This is a genomic window from Georgenia sp. Z1491 (assembly GCF_049856175.1).
Lineage (GTDB): Bacteria > Actinomycetota > Actinomycetes > Actinomycetales > Actinomycetaceae > JB111.
In genome coordinates this window covers 1-26,937 of the sequence record NZ_JBNDNA010000020.1, presented here as the reverse complement: position 1 = coordinate 26,937, position 26,937 = coordinate 1, and the positions used below count along the sequence as shown (strand labels likewise).

At 73.5% G+C, this 26,937-nt stretch carries 22 protein-coding genes; 15 read left to right on the top strand and 7 right to left on the bottom strand.

Going from position 1 to position 26,937, the window contains the following annotated elements; translation table 11 throughout:
- Positions 1-13: 13 nt before the first annotated feature.
- The 3 genes from ACPYO4_RS15035 (at position 14) to ACPYO4_RS15025 (ending at position 7,087) form a co-directional block, all read left to right on the top strand.
- Complete coding sequence (locus ACPYO4_RS15035) at positions 14-799, top strand: ABC transporter ATP-binding protein (RefSeq protein ID WP_425710066.1); 786 nt, start codon at positions 14-16, stop codon at positions 797-799.
- On the top strand, positions 799-3,450 hold the full coding sequence (locus tag ACPYO4_RS15030) for an ABC transporter permease (protein WP_425710065.1): 2,652 nt from the start codon (positions 799-801) through the stop codon (positions 3,448-3,450). The genes ACPYO4_RS15035 and ACPYO4_RS15030 overlap by 1 nt, the downstream gene beginning before the upstream one ends.
- Positions 3,451-3,577: 127 nt before the next feature.
- Positions 3,578-7,087 (top strand): FtsK/SpoIIIE domain-containing protein, encoded by a 3,510-nt coding sequence (locus ACPYO4_RS15025; protein WP_425710064.1) that lies wholly within the window; start codon positions 3,578-3,580, stop codon positions 7,085-7,087.
- Here the strand turns inward: ACPYO4_RS15025 and ACPYO4_RS15020 are convergent.
- The gene (locus ACPYO4_RS15020) at positions 7,062-7,460 is read right to left on the bottom strand and encodes a hypothetical protein (protein ID WP_425710063.1); all 399 of its coding nucleotides are present in this window, start codon (positions 7,458-7,460) and stop codon (positions 7,062-7,064) included. The genes ACPYO4_RS15025 and ACPYO4_RS15020 overlap by 26 nt on opposite strands.
- A gap of 235 nt (positions 7,461-7,695) precedes the next feature.
- On the opposite strand from ACPYO4_RS15020, the gene ACPYO4_RS15015 reads away from it, so the two are divergent.
- Positions 7,696-7,944 (top strand): WhiB family transcriptional regulator, encoded by a 249-nt coding sequence (locus ACPYO4_RS15015; protein ID WP_425710062.1) that lies wholly within the window; start codon positions 7,696-7,698, stop codon positions 7,942-7,944.
- Positions 7,945-8,087: 143 nt separating this feature from the next.
- On the opposite strand, the gene ACPYO4_RS15010 is transcribed toward ACPYO4_RS15015, so the two are convergent.
- Positions 8,088-9,587 (bottom strand): sensor histidine kinase, encoded by a 1,500-nt coding sequence (locus ACPYO4_RS15010; protein WP_425710061.1) that lies wholly within the window; start codon positions 9,585-9,587, stop codon positions 8,088-8,090.
- Positions 9,588-9,723: 136 nt separating this feature from the next.
- Between ACPYO4_RS15010 and ACPYO4_RS15005 the strand changes: the two genes are divergently transcribed.
- The gene (locus tag ACPYO4_RS15005) at positions 9,724-10,263 is read left to right on the top strand and encodes a DUF2505 domain-containing protein (protein ID WP_425710060.1); all 540 of its coding nucleotides are present in this window, start codon (positions 9,724-9,726) and stop codon (positions 10,261-10,263) included.
- 89 nt (positions 10,264-10,352) lie between these two features.
- Here ACPYO4_RS15005 and ACPYO4_RS15000 read toward each other — a convergent pair whose 3' ends face one another.
- Together ACPYO4_RS15000 and ACPYO4_RS14995 are read right to left on the bottom strand one after the other, a co-directional pair.
- The gene (locus tag ACPYO4_RS15000) at positions 10,353-13,796 is read right to left on the bottom strand and encodes a proline dehydrogenase family protein (protein ID WP_425710059.1); all 3,444 of its coding nucleotides are present in this window, start codon (positions 13,794-13,796) and stop codon (positions 10,353-10,355) included.
- Complete coding sequence (locus ACPYO4_RS14995) at positions 13,793-15,235, bottom strand: glucose-6-phosphate dehydrogenase (protein ID WP_425710058.1); 1,443 nt, start codon at positions 15,233-15,235, stop codon at positions 13,793-13,795. The genes ACPYO4_RS15000 and ACPYO4_RS14995 overlap by 4 nt, the downstream gene beginning before the upstream one ends.
- 126 nt (positions 15,236-15,361) lie before the next feature.
- Here ACPYO4_RS14995 and ACPYO4_RS14990 point away from each other — a divergent pair, with 126 nt between their 5' ends.
- The 9 genes from ACPYO4_RS14990 to ACPYO4_RS14950 all read left to right on the top strand — a co-directional run bounded on the left by ACPYO4_RS14990 (position 15,362) and on the right by ACPYO4_RS14950 (position 23,433).
- The gene (locus ACPYO4_RS14990; RefSeq protein WP_425710057.1) at positions 15,362-15,829 is read left to right on the top strand and encodes an OsmC family protein; all 468 of its coding nucleotides are present in this window, start codon (positions 15,362-15,364) and stop codon (positions 15,827-15,829) included.
- Positions 15,826-16,635, top strand: a complete 810-nt coding sequence (locus ACPYO4_RS14985) for a hypothetical protein (RefSeq protein ID WP_425710056.1) — start codon at positions 15,826-15,828, stop codon at positions 16,633-16,635. Before ACPYO4_RS14990 ends, ACPYO4_RS14985 begins: the two co-directional genes overlap by 4 nt.
- Positions 16,636-17,146: 511 nt before the next feature.
- On the top strand, positions 17,147-17,602 hold the full coding sequence (locus ACPYO4_RS14980; RefSeq protein ID WP_425710055.1) for an Hsp20/alpha crystallin family protein: 456 nt from the start codon (positions 17,147-17,149) through the stop codon (positions 17,600-17,602).
- Between the two features lie 288 nt (positions 17,603-17,890).
- Positions 17,891-18,649 carry a thymidylate synthase gene (locus ACPYO4_RS14975; protein WP_425710078.1) on the top strand — a complete coding sequence of 253 codons (759 nt, stop codon included), beginning with the start codon at positions 17,891-17,893 and terminating at the stop codon, positions 18,647-18,649.
- Between the two features lie 2 nt (positions 18,650-18,651).
- On the top strand, positions 18,652-19,200 hold the full coding sequence (locus ACPYO4_RS14970) for a dihydrofolate reductase (RefSeq protein WP_425710054.1): 549 nt from the start codon (positions 18,652-18,654) through the stop codon (positions 19,198-19,200).
- A 33-nt stretch (positions 19,201-19,233) separates the two neighbouring features.
- A complete protein-coding gene (locus tag ACPYO4_RS14965) occupies positions 19,234-20,673 on the top strand; it encodes a plasmid pRiA4b ORF-3 family protein (protein ID WP_425710053.1) in 1,440 nt (479 codons plus the stop codon).
- A 70-nt stretch (positions 20,674-20,743) separates the two neighbouring features.
- Positions 20,744-21,694: a carbohydrate kinase family protein gene (locus ACPYO4_RS14960; protein ID WP_425710052.1), complete on the top strand. Its 951-nt coding sequence runs from the start codon at positions 20,744-20,746 to the stop codon at positions 21,692-21,694.
- Positions 21,695-21,827: 133 nt separating this feature from the next.
- Positions 21,828-22,862 carry a hypothetical protein gene (locus tag ACPYO4_RS14955; RefSeq protein WP_425710051.1) on the top strand — a complete coding sequence of 345 codons (1,035 nt, stop codon included), beginning with the start codon at positions 21,828-21,830 and terminating at the stop codon, positions 22,860-22,862.
- Between the two features lie 415 nt (positions 22,863-23,277).
- Positions 23,278-23,433, top strand: coding sequence for a hypothetical protein (locus ACPYO4_RS14950; RefSeq protein WP_425710050.1), 156 nt, complete (start codon positions 23,278-23,280; stop codon positions 23,431-23,433).
- Positions 23,434-23,811: 378 nt separating this feature from the next.
- Here ACPYO4_RS14950 and ACPYO4_RS14945 read toward each other — a convergent pair whose 3' ends face one another.
- Entirely contained in the window at positions 23,812-24,228 is a 417-nt protein-coding gene (locus ACPYO4_RS14945) for an ArsR/SmtB family transcription factor (RefSeq protein WP_425710049.1), read from the bottom strand.
- A gap of 16 nt (positions 24,229-24,244) precedes the next feature.
- Between ACPYO4_RS14945 and ACPYO4_RS14940 the strand changes: the two genes are divergently transcribed.
- Positions 24,245-24,721, top strand: a complete 477-nt coding sequence (locus tag ACPYO4_RS14940) for an SRPBCC domain-containing protein (protein ID WP_425710048.1) — start codon at positions 24,245-24,247, stop codon at positions 24,719-24,721.
- Between the two features lie 373 nt (positions 24,722-25,094).
- Here the strand turns inward: ACPYO4_RS14940 and ACPYO4_RS14935 are convergent, their stop codons facing one another.
- Together ACPYO4_RS14935 and ACPYO4_RS14930 are read right to left on the bottom strand one after the other, a co-directional pair.
- Positions 25,095-26,354, bottom strand: a complete 1,260-nt coding sequence (locus tag ACPYO4_RS14935; protein WP_425710047.1) for a tyrosine-type recombinase/integrase — start codon at positions 26,352-26,354, stop codon at positions 25,095-25,097.
- Between the two features lie 157 nt (positions 26,355-26,511).
- Positions 26,512-26,937 (bottom strand): transposase (locus ACPYO4_RS14930; protein ID WP_425710046.1); only part of this gene is annotated, 426 nt, incomplete at its 5' end.

Sequence of the window (26,937 nt, the reverse complement as noted above, 5' to 3'; positions counted from 1 at the left end):
AAGAAGGACTGTCATGACGATCGCGACCACTCCCGCCGGCGCCACCGGCTCCTCCGCCCCGGGGGCCGTGCTCCGCGCCCGCGGCCTGCGCAAGGTGCACGGCCGCGGGGACGCGGCAGTCACCGCCCTCGCCGGGGTCGACCTCGACGTCGCGGGGGGCACGTTCACCGCCGTCATGGGCCCGTCCGGCTCGGGCAAGTCCACGCTCCTCCATCTGCTCGCCGGCCTGGACTCCGCCACCTCGGGCACCATCCACCTCGGGGACACCGAGCTCACGGCGCTGAAGGACGCCGAGCTCACGCTGCTGCGCCGCGACCGGATGGGCTTCGTCTTCCAGGCCTTCAACCTGCTGCCGATGTACACGGCGCGGCAGAACATCCTCCTGCCCCTCGAGCTCGCCGGGCGGACGGTGGACGCGCAGTGGTTCGAGCAGCTGATCGACGTGCTCGGGCTCGGCGGCCGGCTCACGCACCGGCCGGCGGAGCTGTCCGGCGGGCAGCAGCAGCGGGTCGCGATCGCGCGGGCACTCGTCACGCGCCCGGAGGTCGTCCTCGCCGACGAGCCGACCGGGAACCTCGACCTGCGCACCGGCAGCGAGGTGCTCGCCCTCCTGCGCACCTCGGTGCGCGAGCTCGGCCGCACCGTCGTCATGGTCACCCACGACCCGGCGGCCGCCGCGCACGCCGATCGCGTCGTGCTCATCGCCGACGGCCTGGTGCGTGGCGACATCGACCACCCCACGCCGTCCTCCGTGCTCGCCGGGCTCGACGCCCTGCGTCCCGAGAACGAGGTGGCCTGATGCTTCGCCTCGCCGCCGGGCAGGCACGGCACTCCGTGGGCCGGCTCGTCGCCGCCGGTGTGGCGATCGTCCTCGCGGCGTGCTTCCTCACGCTCGCGCTGCTCACGGGCCGGGCGATCGACGACGGCGCACGCGGCGTCCTGCGAGCGGCCCTGGCCGGGTCCGACATCGTCCTCACCGGCACCGACGCGACCGCCGAGGACATCTCGACGCTGGAAGGGGTCGACGGGGTCGCGCAGGCCACCCCGACGTTCTCGACGTGGGTCGGCGTCGGCACCGGGGACTCCACCACCGCGCTCCAGCTCGCCGCCGCCCCGGAGCCCGGGGCCGAGCCGCCCGCCGAGCTCGTCGACGGGACGTGGCCGGCCGGCGACGACGAGGTGGTGCTCAGCGAGGAGGCGAGCCTGTGGGCCGGTGCCCGCATCGGGGACACGGTCGGGGTGGTCGGGCAGGCGTTCGACGAGGACGGCGAGCCGGTGGAGACCGACGCGAGAGAGATGACGGTGGTCGGGATCGCCGAGGACCCGAGCCCCGTGCTCGGCATCCCCACCACCACCGTCTACGTGCCGCAGGCAGTCGCGTTCGACCTCCTCGACCAGGACATGGGAGACGGGGTGTACGGCGTCGGGCTGACGGCTCAGCCCGGGGCCGACGCGGACGACGTCGCGTCGCGCGTGCTCGCCGCCGCCGAGGACTTCGCTGCGGCACCGGGCTCCGCCGCCACCCTCACGGCCGACGAGTACGTCGACGCCCGCCTGCAGGACACCTTCGGGTTCCGGGACGTCATCACCGTGACGACGATCCTCTTCGCGGGCCTGGCGCTGGTCGTCGCGGGACTCGTCATCGCCAACACCTTCCAGGTGCTCGTGGCCCAGCGCGCCCGGACCCTGGCAATGCTGCGTGCGGTCGGCGCGACGCGCCGCCAGGTGTGGTCCTCCGTGCTCGCCGAGGCGGCCGCTCTCGGCGTGGTGGCGAGCGCCGTCGGCACGGCCCTGGGCTTCGGGGTCATGGTGCTCGCGCTCGGGCTGTGGGAGAGCTCGGGCCGGGACCTGGGCATCCCGCTCGCCGGCACGGTCGGGCCCAGCCCGACGACGATCGCGCTCCCCGTCGCCGCCGGCACGCTCGTCACCGTGCTCGCGGCGCTGCCCCCGGCGCGGCGGGCGAGCGCCGTCGCGCCGGTCGAGGCCATGCGGCCCGCGCGTGCGCCGACCCTCCTGCGCGGTTCGCCCGCGCGTCGGGCCTGTGCGATCGCCCTTGCCGCAGCGGGGGTGGCCGCGATGGCCGGCGCTCTGCTCGTCGCCGCCGACCTCGGCACCGGGACACCCGCCGAGTCCACCGTGCTCCTCATGGTCGCCTTGCTCGTCCTCGGCGCCGCCCTGCTCGGCCTCGGCCTGCTCGTGGGGCTGGTGTTCGTGGTCCCGCTCGTCGCGCGCGGTCTCGGTGCGGGGCTCGCCGCACTCTCCCCGCGCCCGGCCCGCGCCACCGTGCGGCTCGCCACCGCGAACGCCACGCGCAACCCGCGACGGACGTCGGCGACGACGATGGCCCTGGTCATCGGCATCGGCCTCGTGACCGGAGTGACGACGGGGACCGAGTCGGTCCGCGCCTCGCTCGCCGTCGAGCTCGCCTCGCGGTTCCCCGTCGACCTCGCCGTCCACGACCCCACCTACGGACCGGACGGGTCGGTCGCGCTCGAGGAGCCGGTGGCCTCGGCCGTCGGGTCGGTCCCCGGTCTGTCCGCATCCGTGCGGGTGACCTCCGCGGACCTCATGGTCGAGGCGCGGTCGATCTCGGCGGACAGCGACGGGTCCGGTATCGGCTCGATCGCCTACGGGCTGCCGGCCGACGCCGGGGACGTCCTGCGGGACGGCTACCCGGAGGGCCTGACGGACGAGACGATCGTGCTACCGCGGGACACGGCTCGCGCGCTCGGCGTCGCGGACGGCGACACGGTGGCGGTCGGCGTGCCGGACCCGGAGACGTGGCAGGTCGACGAGTCCACGCAGCGGGAGATGTCCGTGATCGTCGCGGACCACGGCGACTCGCCGCTGCTCACCGAGGACGCCGTCCGGTCCTTCTACCCCTCCTCGGGGCCCACCGACGTGTGGGCGCGGATCGACGACTCGGCCGACGCCGAGGAGGTCGTCTCCGACGTGCGTGAGGCCGCGAACGCGGCGGCGACCGCAGGGACGTCGGTCGCCGTCGAGGGAGCCGGGGCCGAGCGGCTCGTGTACGACCAGGCAATCGACCGGATCCTCGTCGTCGTCGTGGGCCTCCTCGCGGTATCGATCGTCATCGCGCTCGTGGGCGTGGCGAACACCCTCTCGCTGTCCGTCGTCGAACGGCGCCGGGAGCTCGCCACGCTGCGGGCGGTCGGAATGTCCGGGCGCCAGGTCCGAGGTGCCCTGGCCGTCGAGGGCGTGCTCCTCACCGTGGTCGGGACGGTCGTGGGCGCAGCCTTCGGGCTCGCTGTGGGGTGGATCGGTATCACGTGTCTGCTCGCGGCCACCGAGATGACGGCGCTCGCGGTCCCGTGGGGCGGGCTCGGCCTCACGCTCGTCGTCGCCCTCGTCGCGGGCGTCCTGGCGTCCGTGGTGCCGGCCCGCAGCGCGCTGCGGGTCTCGCCGGTGGCGGCTCTCGGCGCCGAGTAGCCGAGGCGGCGGCAGGCGGGCACGCCGGACGACATCCCCGGTCACGCGAGCCTGTGACCTGCGCGCCCGCACACTCCTGTCCACAGGCGTCTCCTCGGCCGTCCGCCGCGCCCGGCACGGTGGGTGCATGGCCGCCCACGAGCTCGACTCCTCGCCCGACGCCGAGGACCTGTCCGACGTGCTCGCCGCGGACCAGCTCGCGCTGGTCGACGACGGTCCCGGGGCGGGGCGGGTGCTCGCGGTGGGCCGACGGGTCGTGAGCGTCGGGCGAGGTCCCGGCCGGGTCGACCTCGAGGACCCGTTGCTCTCGCGGGACCACCTCGAGCTGCGTGCCCGCTCCGGCCGGGTCGAGGCGCGCGACCCGGGGTCCAGGCACGGCACACGTAGGGCCGGCACCGTGCCCGGCCGGCGTGGGCGCCTCCTCGGACCGCGCTGGGAGCCGGTGGCGCTCGGGACGACCCTCCTCGCCGGGGCCGGATCCGTGCGGGTGACCGGCGGAGCCGGCAGCCTGGCCGCGCCCCGGCCCGTCGTGCTGCCGCCCGGTGGACGGCGCGGGCTGCGTGCCGTCGCCCGGCTCGCCCCCATGCTGCTCGCCCCGCTGGTCATGGTGCCGCTGCTGCTCGGCTCGTCGGCCGGGCCGTGGCGGTTCGCCATCCTGGGCGTCCCGGTCCTGGCCGTCGGCATCTGGCTGCTCGCCGAGCGGGACCCGGCCTCCCGCGTCCCGCCCCGACCGGCTGCCTCCGAGGTGCTCCTGCTCGCCGCTGCCGGCTTGCGCCCGGTCGGCGGACCCGCCGACGTCCTCGTCCTGCGGTTCAGGTCCGGGCCGCACCGCCGCGGCCGCGCCCTCCGGGGCGGTCGGCGCCACCTGCCCGGAGGAGAGCCCCGACGCCGCGGGGAGGCGCGGCGCGGCGGTGCCTCCCGGCGCAGGAGCGGGGGCGGCTCCCGGAGCACCGGGGACCTCAGGCTGTCCCCCGGCGACGTCGTCGGGCTCACCGGACCGGGCGGCGCCCGAGCTGCCCGTTGGCTGCTCGCCCAGGTGCTCACGCACGAGCCGACGGCGACGGCGTCCGTCCCGGCGGGGTGGGCGCTCCCATCCGCGCGCCGGGCCCCCTCGGGCACGGGGACCTCGGGGTCCGACGCTGCGGCGCAGCCCGGTCCGCGCGGGCAGCCCTGGCACGTCTCGGTCGTGGCGGCCGGGCCCGACGCGCGGGCGCCCGAGGCCGCTGCCGGGCGCCGGCACCTCGTCCTCGCCGTCGCAGGTGACCGGCCGCCGGCGTGGTGCACGAGGATCGTGGTGACGGGCCCGCACGACGGGGTGTCGCCCACGTGGGCGGGCCGGCATGCCCGTGCCCTCGAGGTCGCCGGGGGCGAGGGCGAGTCCCTGCCCTCCTCGGTGCACCTCACCGACCTCCTCGGCCCCCTGACCCCGGTTGCGGTGCGTCGGCGCTGGTCGGCCGGGCACGGCCTGCGGGTCCCGGTCGGGCGGGGTACGGAAGGCCCGGTCGAGGTGGACCTCGTCGCCGAGGGGCCCCACGCCCTTCTCGCCGGAGCCACGGGCGCCGGCAAGTCCGAGGCGCTGACCTCCTGGCTCGTCGCGCTCGCGGCCACCTGCTCGCCGACGGACCTCGCGATGGTGCTCGTCGACTACAAGGGCGGCTCCGCGTTCGCGCCGCTCGCCCCGCTGCCCCACGTGTCCGCCGTGCTCACGGACCTCGACCCCGCCGCCACGGTGCGGGCGCTCACCTCCCTCGGCGCCGAGCTGCGCAGGCGCGAACGGGTGCTCGCGGACGCCGGGGCCAAGGACCTCGGCGAGCTGTACGCGCGCGGTGGGTCGCTGCCGCGCCTGCTCGTCGTCGTCGACGAGTTCCGGGCCCTGGCGGACGACCACCCGCAGCTGCTCGCCGACCTCGTCCGCCTGGCCGCCCAGGGGCGCTCGCTCGGGCTGCACCTCGTGCTCGCCACGCAACGGCCGTCGGGGATCGTGGGGCCGGACGTGCGGGCGAACATCACGGTGCGGCTCTGCCTGCGGGTGCTCGAGGCCGCCGACTCGCGCGACGTCGTCGGCACGGCGCGGGCCGCCGAGCTGCCCGCGGTGCCGGGCCGGGCGGTGCTGCGGACCGATGCGGCGCGCGAGGTGCAGGTCGCCTGGCTCGGGCCGACGGGCTCGGGGCTGCCGGCCGACGCCGTGGCCGCGGTGCGGGCGGCCGCGGAGGGCACGGCGGCGCCCGCCGTGCCGTGGGCCCCCGAGCTCCCCGTGGCCGTCGCTGCCGGCGGGATCAATCCGGCGACCGGTGTGCCGCTCCCGTCGACCGCCGTGGCGCTCGTCGACGAGCCGGGCAGGCTCGCGCTGGAGCCGTGGTGCTGGGACGGGTCGGCGCTGCTCGTGCTCGGCGGGCCCGGCACCGGTCGGACCACGGCCCTGCGCGCGCTGGGGGCCGCGGCCGCGCGGGACGGCCGGACCGTGCACGTCGTCGGCGGCCACGACGCGGTGGGATCCGGCGCCGCGACCGGGACGCTCGCCCCGCCCGACGACCCGCGTCTGGTCCTGCGCCTGCTCGAGGTCCTCGGCGGCGCAGCGGCAGCGCCGGGGCAGATGCTGCTGATCGACGACGTCGAGCTGCTCCTCGACCGCCTCGACGCCGCGCTGGGGCCGGGCCAGTCGCTCGCGGCGCTGCCCACCGCGCTGCGCGGGGTGCTCTCCCGGGGCCACCACGTGGCGCTCGCCGGGTCGCCCGCGAGCGCGTCGGCGCGCTGGGCCGAGGTCGGGCGCAGCCGGCTCGTGCTCAGTCCGCGCGACGCGACGGAGGCCACGCTCGCGGGCGTCGACCGGTCGATGTCCGTCGGCACCGCCGTCCCCGGGCGGGCCGTGCTCGTGCGCCCGTCGGGACAGCGGGTCGTCCAGGTCGTCGACGCCGAACCCGTCCCACCCGCCGTGGCGCCCACCGTCCCCACCGAGCGGTCGCCCACATTGCGTCCCCTGCCGCGTGAGGCGCCCGAGCTGCCCGCGACCGCGGGCGAGCGCGCCGGCACCGAGGTGGCCCTCGGCGTCGGGGGCGACACTGCCGACCCGGTCACGGTGCCGCTCGCTGCGGGCGGCGTGCTGCTGGTCGTGGGCCCGCCGGGGTCAGGGCGGACGGCCACGCTCGCGGCCCTCGCGGCCAGGCTCGCGGCCGCCGGGGCGGAGGTCGTGCGCGCCGGAGCGGCTGACCCGTCCGGCGATCCGGGCCGGGTCGTCGTGGCCGACGACGTCGACCGGCTCGGACCTCAGGCGCTCGACCACGTGGTCGAGCTCCCCACCCGCGGCGCCCGGGTCCTCGCAGCGGCGGCCACCATGTCCGTGCTCTCCGCCCATCGGGCGCCGCTGACGACCTGGATCACGGGCCCGATGGTCGTGCTGCGTCCCGACCTGCCGATCTCGGGCCGGCTCGTCCCCGGCGGCCTCGGGGCCGGCGCGGACCCGCTGGCCGCGACGGTCCCCGGGCGGGCGGCGCTCGTCCGGTCCGGCCGGTCCCTGCCCGTCCAGATCGTGCGCGAGGGCGACGCCAGAGGCCGGCACGTGGAGGGCAGTGCGGGTGCCCGGGACGACGAGACGGGCGCGGACGTCCGGCGGGCTACCGACCGCGCCTGTACCGCATGAAACGTCGCGTGTCCGGCCAGAACATCGCCACCAGGCCCACGACGCAGGTGGCCGCGGCAGCGAGGGCGAGACCGAGCGCGAGGTCGATCGTCACCGCCGAGACGCCCGCGAGCAGCCACCAGGTGATGAGCGCCCCTCGCACCGCGGCCCGCCCGCGGCCGGCGGCCCGGGCACCGAGCAGGAGGAGGGCCGCCAGCACGGCGTAGACGACCACGAGCATCACGACCGTGGCCCGCACCACCGCCTCGCCCGAGAGGAGATCGGCGGCGAGGCCACCCGCCACCACGAGCAGCGCCACCGCCTGGACCACGCACACCGCCTGCAGGATGCGGACGGACAGCGGGACGCTCGGTGGGGTCTGCGGGGTCGGCACGGCGCCACCCTAGGTCCTGCACGGCGCGTACCACGGCACGCCCGAGGGGTCACCCGACAGGGACGAGACGACGATCATGCTGTGAGCAAACCCACGCCGCTCACCTGAGCAACGGTCGAGGACGAGCCTTGTGACCGGATGGTGCCCGTGGGATTGTTGGTGCTCGCAGCGACTACATCGCACGACGAAAACCCCGACAACCGGTACGGGCAGCCGTGCGTGCTTGGAGGAACAAGTGGACTGGCGTCACCGAGCAGCGTGTCTGACCGAGGACCCGGAGCTCTTCTTCCCGATAGGGAACACGGGCCCGGCCGTCGTCCAGATCGACGCGGCGAAGGCCGTCTGCACATCGTGCTCGGTGATGGACACCTGCCTGAAGTGGGCGATGGAGAACAACCAGGACTCCGGCGTCTGGGGCGGCCTCTCCGAGGACGAGCGCCGCGCACTCAAGCGCCGCACCGCCCGCGCCCGCCGCGCCGGCTGACCCACCCCCCGCGTCGGCAGTCCCGTCCGCATCCGGTAGTCACGACCCGCGCCGCACCGCCCGCCCGCCCGCCTCGACACCGTCAGGCGGGAGCCGTCTCGGCCCGCGCGTCCCACGCCGTCCGGCACGGGCCACGGACCCGCTCAGCGCAGCGGCCGGCCCAGCCGGTCCGTCCGGGCGGAGCCCAGTGACCGCGGGCGTCCCACCCGGACCCGGAGATGGACCTCGGTCCCGCCGTCGGTGCCGCCCCGCCACTCGATGGCGCCGCCGAGCTCCCCGGCCACGAGGGTCTTGACGATCTGTGTGCCCAGACCGGTGAGGACCTTGCCCTCGGCCAGCCCGACGCCGTCGTCCGTCACGTAGATCTCGAGAGACTCCTCGTGGTGCTCCACCCGCACCACGACGCTCCCGGGCCGGCCGGACAGCCCGTGCTCGACCGCGTTGGTGATGAGCTCGGTGAGCACCACGGCCAGTGCCGTGGCCACGTCCGCCGGTACGAGGCCGAACTGCCCGTCCATCCGCGTGGTGACGTGCGCGTCAGGCACCGCGACGTCGGCGGCCAGGGCGAACACGCGGCCGAAGACCTCGTCGAAGTCGACCACCTCGTCGAGCCCCTGGGCGAGCGTGTCGTGCACGAGCGCGATCGTCGTCACGCGCCGCTCGGCCTGCCCGAGCGCCTGGCGGGTCTCCTCGTTGCCACTGCGCCGGGCCTGGAGGCGAAGCAGCGCGGAGACGGTCTGCAGGTTGTTCTTCACCCGGTGGTGGATCTCCCGGATGGTCGCGTCCTTCGTCAGCAGCTGCTGCTCCCGGCGGCGCATCTCCGAGACGTCGCGGCACAGCAGGAGCGCGCCGCGCCTCTCGCCGCGGTCGGTCAGGGGGATCGCACGCAGCGAGAGGATGACGCGACCCGCCTCCACCTCGGTGCGCCAGGCGGCCCGCCCCATGACGACGACGGCGAGCGTCTCCTCGATCGCGCCGGCCTCCTCGAGATGGTCGGTGAGCACCTCGGCGAGGACCTCCCCGTTGAGGTCACCGATAAGCCCGAGCCGGTGGAGGTTGCTCAGCCCGTTGGGGCTGGCGAACGTCACCCGCCCCTCGACGTCGAGTCGGATGACGCCGTCACCCACGCGCGGCGTCCCGTGCCGGTCGCCGGTGGGTGCGCCGGTCTGCGGAAACTCGCCCCGCGAGACCATCGCCGCGAGCGCGTCGCCGAGCTCCATGTAGGCGACCTCGATGCGCGAACGCATCATCGCGGGCGAGACCACCTGCTCCCGGCCGAGCACGGCGACGTTCTTCCCCTCGTGCAGCACGGGCTGGAGCACGGTGCGCACCTGGTGGCCGTCGTCGCGGACGACCTCGCGGGTGTGCGTGCCGCCGTCGGCCATCGCGTGACCGATGAGGTCCGCCAGCTGCCGGTCGGGCCTGGACCGGACGGCGTCGTCGTAGTGCACCGTCGCCCCGGTCTGCGGACGGCAGTGGGCCGCCACCGCGAAGCCCCCCTCGCCGTCGGGCACCCACAGCAGGAGGTCCGCGAACATGAGGTCGGCGATGACCTGCCAGTCCCCCACGAGCTGGTGCAACCACTCCACGTCCCCCGAGGAGCCCGGGTATGAGTCGGTGAGGATGTTGGACAGCGTCGGCACACGCACAGCGTACGGGGCGCGGCAGGCGCACCGGACCGGGTATCCGCCGCCCGGAAGCCACGCGCCCGACCGCGAACCGCGCCGCGAACCCGCTGCGCCTACGCTGGCACCAGACCCTGCAAGAGATGGAGCACGCATGCGCTTCGACCACACCGTCGAGTTCCCGGCCTCCCCCACGGAGGTCGCCCGGATGCTCGCCGACCGCGACTTCACCGACCGCCGCGTGCGGGCGGCAGGAGCCACCCGCCACACTGCGTCGATCACGGAGTCCGACGACGGCTCGTTCCTGCTCGACGTCGAGGCCACGATCCCGACGACGATCATCCCGGCGACCTACCGCGGTCTCGTCGGCGACAGCTTCGTCGTCCGCATCGAGGAGCAGTGGTCGGCGCCCGGCGCGGACGGCGGCCGGACGGCGGAGTTCGGACTCAACGTCTCCGGCGTGCCCGCGCGCGTCAACGGCACACAGGCGCTGCGTCCGATCGCCGGCGGTGCGACCGCGCTCGACTACCGGGGGGACGTCACCTGCTCGATCCCGCTGCTCGGCCGCAAGATCGAGTCGGCCGTGGTCGGGGCGGTCGACACGGTCCTCGAGGCCGAGCGGCGGGTCGGGCTCGCCTACCTCGCCGAGCAGGAGGGCGGCCAGGGCGGCCTGGGCGCCGACGACCAGGCCTGAGGCGGCTCGCGGCCCCGCCGGGCACGACCCGGCCGGACGCTCCCGCGCTCGTCGGGGCCGCCCGCGGACCGGGCGCCGCCGACGCGGCCCTACGCCTCGGCGGGCAGGTGGCCGAGGCGGTGGCGGGTGGTCGAGACCGCCTGCTCGCGCAGCATCCCGAGCAGCTCGCGACGCCCGGTCGCCAGCACGGGTGCCACGGACACGTGGTACCGGACGTCGGCGAGCAGGTCCCCGAGCTCGGCCCGCTCCGAGCCCAGCACGCGCACGCGCCCGCGCCCGCCGGCCAGTCGCGCGGCGAGGTCCTGCGCCGTCTCGACGGCGGAGACGTGCTCGGTGAGCCGGCGCAGCGCCCGTCGGGCGGGCTCGCCCTCGGTGGCCCAGCCCTTGAGCCGGGCGGACAGGTCCGGGTGCAGCGAGACCCGCACGAGCGTCCCCGTCAGCTCGCCGGCCAGCAGGAGGCGCACGAGGTCGACCGTCCGCGCGTCCGGCCCGGCCCGCACCTGGAGCACGGGCAGCGGACGGTAGCGCAGGACGTTGGACTCGGCCGCCAGCCCGGTCGGGTCGTGAGCGAGGCCGAGGTCGTTCGCCCAGGCGTGCGCGTCCGAGCCGACGGCGGCGCGCAGCCACCGGCGCTCGGGCTGGACGGGGACGATGCCGGTGAGGTCGGCGAGCGCCGCGCGCACGCGGGGCTCGGGCTCAGCCAGGCGCGAGGGCAGGCCGTCCTCGACCCAGCTGCCGAGCTGGGTGACGTAGTTGGGTCCGCCGGCCTTCGCGCCCGGGCCCACGTTGGAGTCCTTCCAGCCGCCGAAGGGCTGCCGGCGCACGATCGCGCCCGTGCTGTGCCGGTTGACGTAGAGGTTCCCGGCATCGATCCCCTCCGCCCACCGCTCGATCTCCTCGCCGTCGAGGGAGTGCAGTCCGGAGGTGAGGCCGAAGTCGGTGGCGTTGACGACCTCGATCGCCTCGTCGAGCGTCTCGGTGCGCACGAGCGCGAGGACGGGGCCGAAGAACTCGGTGAGGTGCGCGCGGGAGCCCGGCTGGACGCCGTCGAGGACGCCGGGTGACCAGAGCCGCCCCTCGCCGTCGAGGCGCCGTGGTCGCACGAGCCAGGTCTGGCCCTCGTCGAGCTCGGTGAGCGCGTGCAGGAGGCGTCCGGCGGCGGGCTCTGTGAGGGGCCCGGTCGTCACGCCCAGGTCGTCCGGAGTGCCGACCCGCAGCGACCCCACGGCATCGACGAGCTGGCGCCGGAACCGTTCGCTGGTCCCGGCCTGTCCGACGAGCACCGCGACGGAGGCTGCCGAGCACTTCTGGCCGGTGTGGCCGAACGCCGAGCGCACGAGGTCGGCGACGGCGAGGTCGTAGTCGGCGGAGGCCGTGACCACCATGGCGTTCTTCCCAGAGGTCTCCGCGAGCACGCCGTGCCCGCCCGCGCGGTCGGTCCGCCAGCCGGCGAACAGCCGCGCGGTGTCGGTACCGCCGGTGAGGATCACCCGGTCGACGTCCTCGTGGGTGACGAGCCGCCGGCCCACCTCGTTCTCCCGCGCCCGCAGCACCTGCAGGACGTCGGGGTCCAGGCCGGCGTCGGCGAGCGCGGTGCGCAGCGTCTCGACGACGATCTCGGCGAGGACCGGGGTCTGGGGCGCGGGCTTGACGATGACGGCCGACCCCGCGGCGAGCGCGGCGGTCATTCCTCCGGTGGGGATGGCCACGGGGAAGTTCCACGGCGGCGTGACGACGACGAGCCGGTCGGGCACGAACCGGGCGCCGTCGGTGTCGAGGTGGTCGGCGAACAGCCCGAGGTCCTCGGCACGGTCGGCGTAGTAGCGGACGAAGTCGACCGCCTCGGAGATCTCCGGGTCGGACTCGTCGATCACCTTGCCCGCCTCGGCGGCCGCCTGCCCGACGAGCTCCCCACGCCTGGCCTCCAGCGCGTCGGCCGCGCCGCGCAGCACGGCGGCCCGCTCCCCCGGCTCGAGCGCCGCCCACGAGGCGCGCGCGTCGAGGCCGCGGGCGACGGCGTCGTCGATCGCCCCGGTGGTCGACGGGACCGGGGAGGTGGGCTCGCGCCGGGGGGCGGCGACGTGCTCGGCCGCCCACACCCGCGAGGCGGCGAGCGCCGGGTCGGTGTCGACGGCCTGGACGAACCGCTGCGCGGAGCGGACGGGGGTACCGGTGCGGCGCGGTGGCGGTGCGGGCGCGGCCGCCGCCAGGGCGGCGGCCCGGTAGTCGTCCTCCTGGCCGTCGAGCGCGCCGGGGTCGCCGGTGGCGAACGCGTGGACGAAGTTCTCCGGGGCGGCGGACTCCTCGAGGCGGCGCACGAGGTAGGCGATGGCGGAGTCCATGTCCTTCGGCGCGACGACCGGCGTGTACAGGACGATCCGTCCGGCGTCCGCGGCGACGGCGCGGGCCTGCGCCGGCGCCATGCCCTGGAGCATCTCGACGTCGATCATCCCGGTGACGCCCCGCTCCCCGGCGAGCAGGTGGGCGTGGGCGACGTGGAAGAGGTTGTGCGAGGCCACGCCGATCCGCACGGCACCGACGTTCTCCGGGCGCAGGGCGCGCTCGAGCAGGCGCAGGTAGGCGGCGTCGGTCTCGGCCTTGGTGGTGAACGGCGCCTGGGGCCAGCCGCGCACCTCGGCCTGGACGCGCTCCATCGACAGGTTCGCGCCCTTGACCAGGCGGATGCCGACCGGCGCGCCCCCGGCGTCGCGGCGGCCGCGGGCAAAGGCGAGGAGCCGGTCGAGCGCGGGCGAGGAGTCGGGCAGGTAGGACTGCAGGACGATCCCGGCGGACAGGCCGGTGAACTCCTCCTCGGCGAGGATCGCGGTGAACGCCTCCACGGTGACGTCGAGGTCCCGGTACTCCTCCATGTCGAGGTTGACGAACACGTGCGGGTCCCGGGCCAGCGCGGCGCGGTAGACGGGGCGCAGCCGCTCGCCGACGCGCTGGACCGTGCCCTCGGTGTCCCAGGTGGAGATCTGCGGGACGAGCGTGGAGACCTTGACCGAGACGTGCTCGACGTCCGGGCGCGAGACGAGCTCGAGGGTGCGCCGCGCGCGGTCCGACGCCTCCTCCTCGCCGAGGACCGCCTCACCGAGCAGGTTGAGGTTGAGGCGCTCCCCGTCGCCCGCCGCGCGAGCCAGGCGCTCGGTCAGCGCCTGGTCGGTGTCGTCGACGACGAGATGGCCGACCATCTGGCGCAGGCGCCGCCGGGCGAGCGGGACGACGACGCCGGGCGCGAGCCGGCCGACGAGGGCCCCGGCACGCAGGAGCGTCCGGTCCAACCCCGACAGGAAGGCGGCGTCCGCCCCGGAGCCGATGCGGGCGAGCTCGCGCGCGGCCACGGTGACGTCCTCGGGCCGGGCGACCCGGTCGACGAAGCGCACCGCGAGGTCGAGCCCTCCCGGGTCGGCGAGCAGGTCGGCCAGGCGACGTGTGGCGGCCCGCTCCTCGGGACGCTCCCCCTCGGCGCTCGCCTCGGCCCAGGTGCGGGCGAGCTCGACCGCGTCGTCGACCGGGGCTGCCTCTGTCATTGTCCGAGCATCCACCGGTGGGGGAAGGCGAGCTCTGCTGCGGCGGCGGGACCCCACGAGCCGGGCGCGTAGGGCTGCGGATCGGGGCGCTCGTCGCCCTGCAGCGGGGCGAAGGCCTCGAACGCGGCGCGCAGGCCGTCCGCGGTGGTGAACAGGGAGCGGTCGCCGGTGAGCACGTCGTGGATCAGCGACGCGTAGGGGCTCAGCGCCTCGCTCAGCGGGACGTCGTTGAGGTCTAGACGGGCGCGGCCGGAGGAGAAGGTGAACTCCGGTCCGGGCTTCTTCACCGCGATGTTGAGCGAGACCGCGCCGGCGCCGGCGAAGTTGACCTCGATCGTGTTGGGCTCGAGGTCCTCGTCGAACAGCGGGCCGTCCGGGCGGCGCAGCACGAGGGTCATGCGCTGGGCCTTGAGGGCCATCCGCTTGCCGGTGCGCAGGAGGAACGGGACCCCTCGCCACCGGTCGGTGTCCACCCAGACGCGGGCCGCGACGAACGTGTCCTGCGTGGAGTCGTCGGGCACCCCCTCGAGGTCGCGGTAGCCCTCGAACTGCCCGAGGACGACCTCCGCCGGGTCGAGCCGCAGCGCGCGCAGGGCCCGCTCCCGCTCGGCGAGGATCTGCTCCGGGTTGCGGATGTCGAACGGCGGGTCCATCGCGACCTGGCCGAGGACCTGGAACAGGTGGGTGACGAGCATGTCGAGCGCGGCGCCGGTCTGCTCGTAGAAGTCCGTGCGGTCCGCGACGTCGAGGTCCTCCGGGACGTCGATCTGCACCTGCGAGACCGAGTGCCGGGACCACTCCGACCCGAACAGGTGGTTGGCGAATCGCAGGACGTAGATCGTCTGGACGCCCTCCTTGCCGAGGAAGTGGTCGATCCGGAAGATCTGCTCCTCCGCCAGGACCTCCTTGACGTCCCGGTCGAGCTGCTCGAAGCTCTTCAGGTCGGTCCCGTAGGGCTTCTCGAAGACCACCCTGGTGGACTCGGTGACGAGGTCGTGGACCTTCAGGCCCTCCGTGACCGAACGGAACCCGCTGGGCGGGACCGCGAGGAAGTGGATGACGAGAGGCTCCTGGCCCGCCGTGGACCACATGTCGCGGTAGAGGCGGTCGAGCATCTCCGGCAGCTCGGACTCGTCCCGCGGGCCGAAGCGGCCCGAGGCGTAGTACATGTGCGTGAGGATCTCTTCGGCGTCCTCCGGCAGTCCGCCGCTGCTCTCCGCGAGGCTCTCCCGCACCCGGCCCCGGAACTCGTCGTCGGTCAGCGGTTCGCGCGCCGAGGCGACCATCGCCCAGCTCTCCGGCATGAGTCCACGCGTGCGGATCTCGGCGATCGCGGGAATCACCATGCGGTGGGCCAGGTCCCCGGACGCGCCGTACAGCACGATGATGACGGCCTTGGGGGTGGAGATGTCTGCGGCACTGGCGCGGCTTACGTTCACGTCACCAACCTAGAGCACGCGTACGTGCCGCGCGCCGAGCCCCGGCCGCGCACGGCGGGCCCACGAAGCACAGCGCGCCGAGCCCCGGCCGCGCACGGCGGGCCCACGCGTGCCACGATCGTCGTCATGACCGATCCCCTCCCCGCCACGGCACAGCCCGACGACGACCCGGACCTCACGGTCACGCGCACCGGGGTGCGCACGGCGACCGGCACGAACGCCCGGGGCGCGAGCGTGCGGATCGGCGGCGACGGCGCGCCCGGGGCCTTCACGCCCGGCGAGCTGCTGCAGATCGCCCTCGCGGCGTGCGAGGCGCTGTCCGCCGACCACCGGATCGCCCACGCTCTCGGCGACGACGCGGAGGTCGTCACGCGCGTCCGCCGCGAGAAGGACTCGGCGGAGAACCGGTACACCGACCTGCACGTCGACCTCGCGCTCGGGGTGGGCGGGCTCGAGGAAGGTGCGCGCGACCGGCTCCTCGAGCGGATCGACAAGGCGATCGAGCGGCAGTGCACCGTCGGTCGCACGCTGCGCGCCGGCGCCCGCACGACCCTGACGGTGACCGACAGCGCAGCAGGGGCCCCGGCGCCGTGAGCGCGGACGTCGAGAACGCCGACGACGAGATCCCCGACGACGTGAGCGCGGACGTCGAGAACGCCGACGACGAGATCCCCGACGACGTGAGCGCGGACGTCGAGAACGCCGACGACGTGAGCGCGGACGTCGAGACCCCGGACGACGACGTCGTCACGCCGGGACGCTTCCGGCGCATGGTCGACGCCGCGATCCGGGTCGAGGGGCGCCGCGCCCGGACCAAGGTGCGCAAGACGCGCGAGCGCATGTGGCGGCCGAGTCCCGAGCGGCTGCTGCGTCATCTCGAGCGCGACTACGTCCGGTCGGTCTCGCGCCTGGGCGGTGCGGTCGGCGCGACGGCCGCGTTCCCCGTCCTCGGCACGGCCGTCGCCGTGGGAATGACGAGCGCCCAGATGGCCGCGTTCGTCGACGCCTCGGCGCGCTACGTGCTCGCCGTCGCCGAGGTGCACGGTGTCCACGTCGACGACCTGGAGAAGCGCCGCTCCCTGCTGCTCTCCGCCCTGCTCGGCGAGGAGGGGGCCCGGGTCGTGTCCGGTGAGCTCGGGCTCAGCGGGCTCGGCTGGGCGCGCACGGCACTCGGCCAGCTCTCGTCCGGCAGCGTGCGGTCCCTCAACCGCGCGCTCACGGCGCAGCTCGCCCGGGCCGGCGCGAATCGTGGCCTCCGGCTCGCCCTCGGCCGCCTCGCCCCGTTCGGCGTCGGCATGGTGCTGGGCTACCGGGGCGCCCGCGCGCTCGGGCGCGACGTCGTCGAAGGCACCCGCACCGCGTTCGGACCGCCGCCGGAGCTGTTCGCCGATCAGGAGTAACGCCGGCCGACAGCACCCCCACCGGGCCCGGCCGAGCCGCGCCGAGCCGCGCCGCCTGCTCCGCCTACTCCTCGCCGAGAGCGCGGTCTGCCACTGAGGGCGCGATCGACGCACCGAGTGGACGGCCGCCGGACCTCCACTCGGTAGGTCAACCGCGCGCTCGGCCGCACACCGCGCCCTCAGCAGGTCGACCGCGCGCTCGGCGACCAACCGCGCCCTGGGAAACACACCGCGTCCTCGACGACGATCCGCGCCCTGGGAAACACACCGCGTCCTCGACGACGATCCGCGCCCTGGGAAACACACCGCGTCCTCGACGACGATCCGCGCCCTGGGAAACACACCGCGTCCTCGACGACGATCCGCGCCCTCGACGAACGGTGCCACAGCCAGGCCGTCAGCCTTGAGCGAACATGGCTCAACTTTACTGACCTGGACCGCTCAGGGCGGCAACAATGGAGTCATGACGCCGGGCGACCCACCCGGCCCCGACCAAGGAGGGACACCACTCATGGCCACCTACCGCACCGCAGACCCGTTCCGCGAGCTCGAGCGCATGCTCAACCCGATGCGCCAGTCGCCCAGCTCGCCCGGGATGCCGCTGGACCTGTACCGCACGGGCGACTCCTACGTCGCCACGATCGACCTGCCCGGCGTGGACCCGGCATCGATCGACGTCGACGTCGAGGACCGCACCCTCACCGTCCGCGCCGAGCGCACCGCGGGTGCCCCCGAGGACGCCGAGTGGCTGACCCACGAGCGCCCGTCGGGCACGTTCGCCCGCCAGCTCACGCTCGGCTACGGCGTGGCCCTCGACCGCATCGAGGCCACCTACACCGACGGCGTGCTCTCGCTGACGATCCCCGTCGCCGAGGAGAACCGGGCCCGCAAGATCACCGTCACGCACGGCGCCGGTGCCACCCCGATCGACGCCACGTCGTCCGAGGCGGCCGCCGCCCGGGCCTGACGCCCACTCACGGGCCTGACCCACGCCCGGGCCTGACGCCCACACCTGGGCCCGACCCGGACCCCGGGGACGGCCCGGCTCCACGACGACGGCCGGATGCACACGCCTCCGGCCGTCGTCGTGCGTGGACCTCCCCGCGAGGCCCGGCCAGGGCACGCGCCCCGGCAGGCACGACGCGGTCGCGCACGCCACCGTGGGCCGGCGTCGTCGGGCGCCTACGATGCACTGGTGACCACCACAGCCCCCTCGACCGTCAGCACCGCCTACGAGGACCTGCTCCGCCTGGTCATGGAGACCGGCACGCGCAAGTCGGACCGCACGGGCACGGGGACGCGCTCGATCTTCGGACACCAGCTGCGCTTCGACCTGTCCCGGGGGTTCCCGCTCATCACGACCAAGAAGGTGCACCTGAGGTCGATCGTCGGCGAGCTGCTCTGGTTCCTCGCGGGCGACTCCAACGTGCGGTGGCTGCAGGACAACGGCATCCGCATCTGGAACGAGTGGGCCGGCGAGGACGGCGACCTCGGTCCCGTCTACGGCGTGCAGTGGCGCTCCTGGCCCACACCCGACGGCAGCCACGTCGACCAGATCTCCGCCGTGCTCGAGCAGCTACGCACGAACCCCGACTCGCGCCGGATGGTGGTCTCGGCCTGGAACGTGGCCGAGCTCGACAAGATGGCGCTGATGCCGTGCCACGTGATGTTCCAGTTCTACGTGGCCGACGGGAAGCTGTCCTGCCAGCTCTACCAGCGCAGCGCCGACCTCTTCCTCGGCGTCCCGTTCAACATCGCCTCCTACGCGCTGCTCACCCACATGGTCGCCGCGCAGGTCGGCCTCGAGGTCGGCGACTTCATCTGGACCGGCGGCGACTGCCACGTCTACGACAACCACGTCGAGCAGGTCACCGAGCAGCTGACGCGGGAACCCCACCCCTTCCCCACCCTGCGGCTCGCCCCGCGCGGGTCGATCTTCGAGCACGAGATCGGCGACGTCACGGTCGAGGGCTACGAGCACCACCCGGCCATCAAGGCGCCGGTCGCCGTCTGAGCATGTCTCTCGGCGAGCACGCCGCGACAGGCGACGGGCGGTCCGCCCCGGGGCTCGGCGCGATCTGGGCCCAGTCCCTCGACGGCGTCATCGGCGACGGCACCTCGATGCCCTGGCACGTGCCCGAGGATCTCGCCCACTTCCGCGCCACCACGCGCGGGCACGCGGTCGTCATGGGCCGGCGCACGTGGGACTCACTCCCGGAGCGGTTCCGCCCGCTGCCGGGCCGGCTCAACGTCGTCCTCACCTCGGGTGACCCGGCGCGCTTCCCCGGCGCGACGACGACGTCGGACCTCGCCGAGGCGCTCCGCCTCGCCGGGGAGGACGGCTGGGTCATGGGCGGGGGCCAGGTGTACGCCGCCGCGCTGCCACACGTGAGCCGCCTGGTCGTCACGGAGATCGACGTGCGGCTCGGCGACGACCCGACGCTCGTGCGAGCGCCGACCCTGGACCCCGGTGAGTGGACCGAGGTGCGCCGTGAGCCGGCCGAGGGCTGGCACGTGTCGTCGTCGGGCGCGCGATACCGGTTCCGCGAGCTGCACCGGCGGTAGGCAGAGCGCGCCCCTGGTGCATAGTTTCGTGCGATGGCAGATGCCCTCCGTCCGAGCACCCTCCTCGACCAGCTCCGCGCCGGCGACCGGTCGAGGCTTCAGGCCGTCCGCCGTCGGCCCCGCCCCGACGCACCTGCCACCGGGCGCCCCGAGCATCGCCGCCCACCCCGGCAGGAGGCCCGCACCTTCCGGCTCTTGCTGCACCTCGACCAGTCCGACCCACCGATCTGGCGCCTGGTCGACGTCCGGTCCGACCTCACCCTCGATGCGGCGCACCGCGTGATCCAGGCGGCGTTCGGCTGGGAGGACCGTCATCTCCACCGGTTCTCCCTCGGCGGCTACCCGTTCGACCTCGACAGCCAGCTGTTCCTGTGCCCGTTCGACCTCGAGGAGAAGGAGCCCGACGACGACGGGAGCCCGGCGGCCGACGTCCGGCTCGACGAGACGCTGCAGGAGCCGGCCGACGTGCTGCGCTACGTCTACGACTACGGCGACTCGTGGGAGGTAACCGTCGTGCTGTCGGCGGTCCTCGACGTCGAGCCCGGGTCGCCGGTCGCCCGGTTCGTCGACGGCGAACGGGCTGCGCCGCCCGAAGACTCCGGTGGGGCCGTGGACCGCGCGGCGCTCGCGCTGGTCCTCGACGACCCGGATCACCTGGACGTCGCGGCCGTCGACGCGTCGTTCGCCTCCCCGCCGCTCCGGCTCACGGGCCTCCGGGCGGACCCGCGCCTGGTCGACCTGCTGGTGGCGACGGAGTCGTTCCCGCCGACCCGCGGGCTGGCCGGCGCCGTCGCCGACGCGCTGGAGTCACCGAGCGCACTCACCGACGCTCAGCTCGCCGACGCCCTGACCCCCCATCGCTGGTTCCTCGACCGCGCGGCCGACGAGCCGATCCGGCTGACGTCGGCCGGTTACCTGCGGCCGGGCGACGTCATGGCGGTGGCCCCTCTGGTCCCGACACTGTGGGAGTGGATCGGTGCGAACAACCGCGAGTCCCACGCGATCCCGCTGCTCGAGCTGCGCCGGACCCTGCGCACCCACGGCCTCCTGCGCACCGTCAATGGAGAGCTGCACCTGACGAATGCAGGCCGCGCGGCACAGAACGACCCGCGCCTCCTGTGGGAGCACCTCGCGACGCGTCTGGTCCCTGCCGGGACCGGGTTCGACGCGACGGCCACGCTCCTGCTGCTCGCACACGCCGCGGCCACGCCCGACCGACCCCCCGCCTACGACGTCGTGGGGTCCCTCCTCGGCGACCTCGGCTGGGTCCACGACGACGGCACCGCGACGGACGGTTACGACGTGCGCTGGCTGCCCGCATCGACGGTCCTGCGCAACATGGTCCTCGGGGGCCGTCCGCAGGAGCATCGCAGCCTCCTCGGCGACCGGCCCGTCGGTGCGGCCGCCGGCGCCCTGGCGCGGGACACGCTGCTGGGCACGAGCCGAAGCGTGGGCGCGGCCACACACCGCTGACCTGCTCGTACACTCGAGAATCCGCGCCACAGAGCGCGGATTCTCCGTCCAACGATGCCCAGGAGTCACCATGAGCACCGCTCGAGTCCGCACCATCGGCCTGCACATCGCCGACGTCCTCGGCCGCTACGTCGAGGCGATCCCCGACGGGCAGGGCCTCACGCTGCTCGACGAGATCAAGCTGACGGTGGCCGGCACCGCCGCCGCCCCTGCTGTCAACCTCGCCCGCCTCGGGGTACCGATCGCGACCACCGGGGTCGTCGGCGAGGACGCCCTCGGCCAGTTCGTCCGCGATCAGATGACCCACGAGGGTGTCGATGTGAGCGGCCTGCGCGCCTCGGGCGACGCCCCGACGTCCGCCTCGATGCTCAACATCCGTCGCGACGGCTCGCGCCCGGCCCTGCACGTGGTGGGCGCCAACGGTCACATCACCCCAGACGACCTCGGCGAGGAGATCCTCGAGGGGATCGAGCACGTCCACCTCGGCGGCGTCGGGCTCATGCCCGGGATCGACGGCGACGCGTCGGTCGAGTTCCTCCGCCGCGTGAAGGACCGCGGGATCACCGTCACCGTGGACCTCCTGCCGACCGACGGCGGCGAGTCCGACCATGCAGCCCTCGACCCGATCCTGCCGCTGATCGACTACATCCTGCCGTCGGACGACGACTCCCTGCTGCTGACCGGCGCCGACACATACGCCGACGCCGCCCGCTGGTTCCTCGACCGCGGCGTGGGCACAGCGATCATCACCCTCGGCGCCGAGGGCGTCTCGATCAGCACCAAGGACAGCATCGACGTGCGCTACCCGACGACGACCGTCGACGTCGTCGACACCACCGGATGCGGGGACGCCTTCGCCGCCGGATTCATCCGGGGGCTGCTCGACGGGGAGCCCGTCGCTGAGGCCGCTCGCCTGGGCATGGCGTGCGGGTCGCTCGTGGCCACCGGGCTCGGTTCCGATGCCGGCCTGGAGTCCTACGAGCAGGCGAACGCGTTCCGGAAGCAGATCCCGGCGGCGTGATCGTGCCACTTTCGGCGCGGGTGGAGTCCTGACCGCTCGAGTGGATCCCTCTGAAGGCATCCGCTCGCCACGTCACGGCCTCGCTCGTGCTGGCAGCAATCAGATGTCAGACCCCTCAGGAATAATCGTCACCATGAGGAAGCGCCTTCGTCGAAGCCTGGCCGACTCCCACGACCAGCACGGTCTCGTACGGACCGGGAACCGGGTCCGCCGGGCTCCACGCGGACGGTCGGCCATCGATCCGCTGGCGCCGGTCGAGACCGAGCCCATGAACGCCTGGCTGCTGCTCGGCGCGTCGGACGCACTTCTCGACACCCGGAGTCTCGCCAGCTATCGACGGGCAGGTGCTGAACTCATGTGGACCTCGAACCAGCGTGCTCAGCCCGGAGACCTCGCGCTCATCTACCTCACCACTCCGTACAAGGAGGTCCGGTTCGTCGCGCGCACGGCGAGCGAGTCATTCTTCTCGACCGACCTGGAGGTCGAAGGTGACTCTCCTGCCGGCAGGGCGCAGCACTGGACGTATCTCACGGCACCCGTCGAGATCGAGCCGATCCCCCTGTCCGACCTCCGCCGCGCGTCGGACTCCGCCCTCGTCATGCAGGGACAGTCCGGCAAGTACCTCCGTCCTGAGGTCATCGAACGGCTGCAGTTCCGTGCCGCGAGGACTGCGGACCAAGCTGAGCTCGAGAGGATCATCAGGCCTCCGTCCGGCGATCCCGAACTGCCCGATCCCAGCGTCTTCGACCTGGACAGGTGGCGCACGATCGCTTCGGGAGCGCTCGGGCTCGAGGCGACGGTCGAACGGTACGTTGTCGAGCCGCTGCTCCGGCAGGTGCTCGAGGGGACTGGTCTCGACCTGGTTCGTCAGTTCAGGGTCGGCCGCAAGCAGGTCGACTACGCAGTGCTGCGAGACGAGCAGCCGCTCGCCGTGGTGGAGGTCAAGATCGCGGCCCCAGCCCCCACGGACGGCGACTGGACAAGCACGAAGCAGTTCGCACAGCTCAGGGGATACGTCCGTGATCTCGTGGTGCCCGGGCTGCTCATCGACTCCCACCGAGTACTCCTCGTGGACCGCGCCGGCAGCCGGGTACTGGACGAGATCCCCCGTCGCGAGACGAAGGTCGAGGACATCACCCGCATCCGGATGCACATTCTCGACACCTGACAGCGTAGTTGAAGTATGTGGCGGTCCTTAGCCAGGACATCACGGTCAGCCCGCTGGTAAGTCGTCAGCTCCTGCTGCGGGATGCGCCCGGAGTAGCTGGCTGCAGGTAGGGGTCCAGGTCCCCTGGATGGTCAATAGCGACCAATCCTGCTGACCACGCTCGAGGGCCGCGACGTCGGATCTCGCCGAGGCGCTCCGCCTCGCCGGCGAGGGCGGCTGGGTCATGGGCGGGGTCAGGTGTACGCCGCCGTGCTGGCGCACGTGAGCCGCGTGGTCGTCACGGAGATCGACGTGCGGCTCGCCGACGACCTGGCGCACCCGCTCACCCCCAGGTCCCGACATCTCGGACTCATCCGCTCCCCATGTCCCTCATGCCGGATACGGTCGCGAGAGCGCACCCCGAACGGAGCACACGATGAGCCTCAACAAGCTGTCCCGGTTCCTGCACCTCACGAACCGCACCGTCCGTGACGTGAACGCCGTGAAGCGCGGCCGGATCGGACGGCGGATCGGTAACCGCTTCCTCGGCCGGTTCACGTCCCGCCTCATGCGCCGGGCGTGGTTCCGGTAACCATCTCCGAGATGCTGCCGGCACGGACCGACGACGACGAGGCCGGCCTCGGAGGTGCCGCACCAGGCTCGTCGCACGGCGGGCAACGCGCAGGTGGCCGAGGCAGCCCGCACAGGTTCACCGCGCCGAACACGGGACCTCAGGCTTAAGGTGCACGGGCCCCACCGACCATTGATCGGAGCGAACGATGATTCTCGGCCGCATAGCTCGACTCCTTCGCCGCACGACCCGCCCCGGACCCGGCGCCGGCCCGGCGGCGCCGAGGGCAGGTGGTCCACGCGCCGGCGGTCGCGGCATCGGCGGGATCGTGACGCGCCTGCTCCGCGGGCGGCGCCTGTAGCAACGAACCACGTCCAGGCTCCACGCAGCCTGGCCCGATCACTCGGCACCGAGCTCGTCGAGCAGGTCGACCGCGGCACGCATGTAGGAGCTGATCCACCGGTCGTGGATGCGCCGGATGGGCATCGGCGCGAGGGCGAGGTGACGTTCCCGGCCGACCCTGCGTCCCGTGACGAGCCCTGCCCTCTCGAGCACCCGTAGATGCTGCAGCACCGTGGTGCGGTCGAGGAAGGACACGGCCGCGCACAGCTCGCCGGTGGTACGGGGGGCCTCCTTGAGGGCGTCCAGCATGCGCCGTCGGGCGGGCGAGGCGAGCGCCTTGAACACCAGGTCGTCGGCCGCGTCCCCCGCGTCGTGACCGGTGCCCTCACCGACGTCGCCACCGACGTCGTCGCGGATGTCGTCGCGGATGTCGTCGCGGATGTCGGGCAACCCCTTGTCACGCCGAGCCAACATGTTGTAAAACTATCACATGTCAATGGAGAACCCGCCCGAGCACCTGTCGTTCACCGTCTCCGGACGTGTCGCACGACCGTGCGCCGAGGTCTACGAGGCCATCGCCGATCCCGACCAGCTCTCTCGATACTTCACCACCGGCGGCGCACGCGGCCGGCTCGACGCCGGAGCCGACGTCACGTGGGACTTCGCCGACTTCCCCGGGCGGTTCCCGGTGACCGTGCTCGAGAGCGAGGCGCCGCACCGCATCGTCATCCAGTGGGGGGCCGACGAGGGCACCACCACCTCCGGAGCCACGCGGACGACCTTCGCGCTCGAGCCGATCGACGGCGGCTCCCGCACGCTCGCCACCATCACCGAGGAGTCCTGGCTGCCCACGGAGGCCGGCGCCCGCGCCGCTTTCGACAACTGCGAGGGCTGGACGAGCATGCTCAACGCGCTCAAGGCGTGGGTGGAGCACGGCATCAACCTGCGCGAGGGCTTCTACGTGTGAGCCGGCCGGCGGCTCGTCGGCCGCTGCCGCCGCTCGCCGCTCACCACTCGGTGGGGACGCCGACGCCGAGGCTGCGTGCCCGGGCATGGCGTCCCGGCTGTGCCGCAGGTGGCGCGCACCCGACCGGCAGGCACCTGACGCACGACGAAGGCCCGGACCATGTGGTCCGGGCCTTCGTGGCGCCTTGCGCGTGGTAGCGGGGACAGGATTCGAACCTGCGACCTCCGGGTTAGGAGACCAATATTCCCCTCGATGAGCCGACACCTCATCTTTGCCCGACACATCAACGGTTTTCGGGCCACGCTTCCTTACTCGAAGTGACTCGCCTTGACCGTAGATTACTGATCTAGCCCGTAGTCTTGCCCGTAGATGTTCAACTGGCGTGGATGCGGCGATACGCCTGCACCAGGGCGCTGGTGTCGGTTCGATCGGTGTACGAGGCCTCGTTGGTCTGCTCGTCGTGGCCCAGCGCCGCCGAGTAGTCCTCGCGGTCGACCCCGGCCTCGGCGTACCGGCTCGAGAGGGTGGTGCGCCACAAGTGCGTGCGCGCGTGCTCCATCAGTGGGATGTCGAGCTCCTCGGCCAGTCGACGGTAGAGAATGGCCACCTGCCCGCCAGCACCACCGTTGCCGCTGCTGCTCCAGCGCTTCATCGGGTCCGCAGGTGACCCGACGACGAACTCCTTGGGCGACCTGGCTCGGTTGAGTCGCGCCAGCAAGTGCGCCTCGATGCGCGGGTCGGCCACCGGGGTCTGGCGGGCAACTCCGGTCTTGGCGATCTCCTTGGTGACGTTAACCCTCAGCACCCCGTCGTCGCCGACGTAGAGCAGGTCGCAGGTGATCTGCAGGGCCTCGCTGATCCGCAGCCCGGTGCCGGCCTGAAGGATCGTCAGATCGATGGTGCCCCGACGCTTCGAGACCCGATCTGCCAGCGTCCACCGCCCCCGCTTGGGCGGCTCGACGCCCTGGGCTGGATCGGCGAACAGCAACCAGGTGATCACCCGTTCCTGCTCGGCGGCGTTCAGTGCGCGACCGCCAACCTTCGGCTTGGTAACCGGGCGTGCGTTCTTCTTCAGATCCAGCCGCGCTCCCTCGAGGGGGTTCTTGTCGACCAGCCGGTGTCGCTGCATGGGTTGACCGACGTACTTGCCCAGCACCGACCTGGCCTGCCGGGCGCTCTCGGCACCGTGCTCGGAGGCGATAGCGTGCAGGGCTCTGGTCAGGACGTCGTAGTGCCACGCGGAGACGATGGAATGGCCGGCCAGACGGGAGCGCACCATCTTCAGGACCCGGCGGTACTGGAGCACCGTCGCCGGGCGTCCGGCGTCCTCGATCAGTGGGGCAGTGACCTCGTCGAGGTAGCGCTCGATCTTGTCGGAGCCCTTCCACACGGCGTGCCCACCGGTGGCCAGCAGCTCGTCGGCGCGCCTCTTTGCCTTGCGACGGACCTCAGCCGCCGTTGCGCCCTGCGTGCGACGGTCTGGCAGCAGGCGTCCGTCGTGCAGGCGGACGCTCCAGTCAAGCACCATGACCTCGCGCCCCTTCAGGGTGCGCCTGGTCGGGGTGTTGCGATCGATGCTGTGCTCACCGGGCTCGAGCCGCGTGGTGGCTGCCTTGCGTCGTGTCGTCCCCATCCTTAGACCGTAGCCCTCGAGCGCAGGTTCAAGAAAGGCCATTCGACTCTTATCCACAAGATGTTGTGCATTGACTCCCACTCACCACTAGATACGGGAGTCACACACGTGTAATCTGGAGTCATACAGACAGAGCAGCCCGAAGCAGAATGAAGGGCTAGGGCGTGTCTCCTAACCGTTTGAGCCAGAGGGTGATGGCCCGCAGGACGGCGCCGCCGCGGTAGGTCAGGGCGAGCTTGTCGTAGCGGGTGGCCAGGCCACGCCATTGCTTGTCCTCGTTGAAGGCGCGTTCGACGACGTTGCGGCCCTTGTAGTCCTCGATGTCGTAGGTGACGGGCCGCCCGCCCTTGCGGCCACGGCGTTTGCGGTGTCCTTGCTGGTCGGACGGTTCAGGGATGACAGCGCCGATCCCGCGCCGGCGTAGGTGGTGACGGATCGCTCGGGAGGAGTAGGCCTTGTCCCCGCGGACCCGCTCTGGTCGGGTCCTGGGCCGGCCCGACTCGCAGCGAGCGACGCGCAGGTGGCCCATGAGCACCGGGAACATCGGCGCATCACCGCCCTGGCCCGGGCCCACCAGCACGAC

Bases quoted from the DNA above. Each gene is read 5' to 3' on its own strand.
- ACPYO4_RS15000 (WP_425710059.1), bottom strand. From the start codon at position 13,796: ATGACAGAGGCAGCCCCGGTCGACGACGCGGTCGAGCTCGCCCGCACC.
- ACPYO4_RS14960 (WP_425710052.1), top strand. From the start codon at position 20,744: ATGAGCACCGCTCGAGTCCGCACCATCGGCCTGCACATCGCCGACGTC.
- ACPYO4_RS14975 (WP_425710078.1), top strand. From the start codon at position 17,891: ATGGAGACCGGCACGCGCAAGTCGGACCGCACGGGCACGGGGACGCGC.
- ACPYO4_RS14955 (WP_425710051.1), top strand. From the start codon at position 21,828: ATGAGGAAGCGCCTTCGTCGAAGCCTGGCCGACTCCCACGACCAGCAC.
- ACPYO4_RS14945 (WP_425710049.1), bottom strand. From the start codon at position 24,228: ATGTTGGCTCGGCGTGACAAGGGGTTGCCCGACATCCGCGACGACATC.
- ACPYO4_RS15025 (WP_425710064.1), top strand. From the start codon at position 3,578: ATGGCCGCCCACGAGCTCGACTCCTCGCCCGACGCCGAGGACCTGTCC.
- ACPYO4_RS15035 (WP_425710066.1), top strand. From the start codon at position 14: ATGACGATCGCGACCACTCCCGCCGGCGCCACCGGCTCCTCCGCCCCG.
- ACPYO4_RS14965 (WP_425710053.1), top strand. From the start codon at position 19,234: ATGGCAGATGCCCTCCGTCCGAGCACCCTCCTCGACCAGCTCCGCGCC.
- ACPYO4_RS14950 (WP_425710050.1), top strand. From the start codon at position 23,278: ATGAGCCTCAACAAGCTGTCCCGGTTCCTGCACCTCACGAACCGCACC.
- ACPYO4_RS14935 (WP_425710047.1), bottom strand. From the start codon at position 26,354: ATGGGGACGACACGACGCAAGGCAGCCACCACGCGGCTCGAGCCCGGT.
- ACPYO4_RS14940 (WP_425710048.1), top strand. From the start codon at position 24,245: ATGTCAATGGAGAACCCGCCCGAGCACCTGTCGTTCACCGTCTCCGGA.
- ACPYO4_RS15030 (WP_425710065.1), top strand. From the start codon at position 799: ATGCTTCGCCTCGCCGCCGGGCAGGCACGGCACTCCGTGGGCCGGCTC.
- ACPYO4_RS14990 (WP_425710057.1), top strand. From the start codon at position 15,362: ATGACCGATCCCCTCCCCGCCACGGCACAGCCCGACGACGACCCGGAC.
- ACPYO4_RS14980 (WP_425710055.1), top strand. From the start codon at position 17,147: ATGGCCACCTACCGCACCGCAGACCCGTTCCGCGAGCTCGAGCGCATG.
- ACPYO4_RS15005 (WP_425710060.1), top strand. From the start codon at position 9,724: ATGCGCTTCGACCACACCGTCGAGTTCCCGGCCTCCCCCACGGAGGTC.
- ACPYO4_RS14970 (WP_425710054.1), top strand. From the start codon at position 18,652: ATGTCTCTCGGCGAGCACGCCGCGACAGGCGACGGGCGGTCCGCCCCG.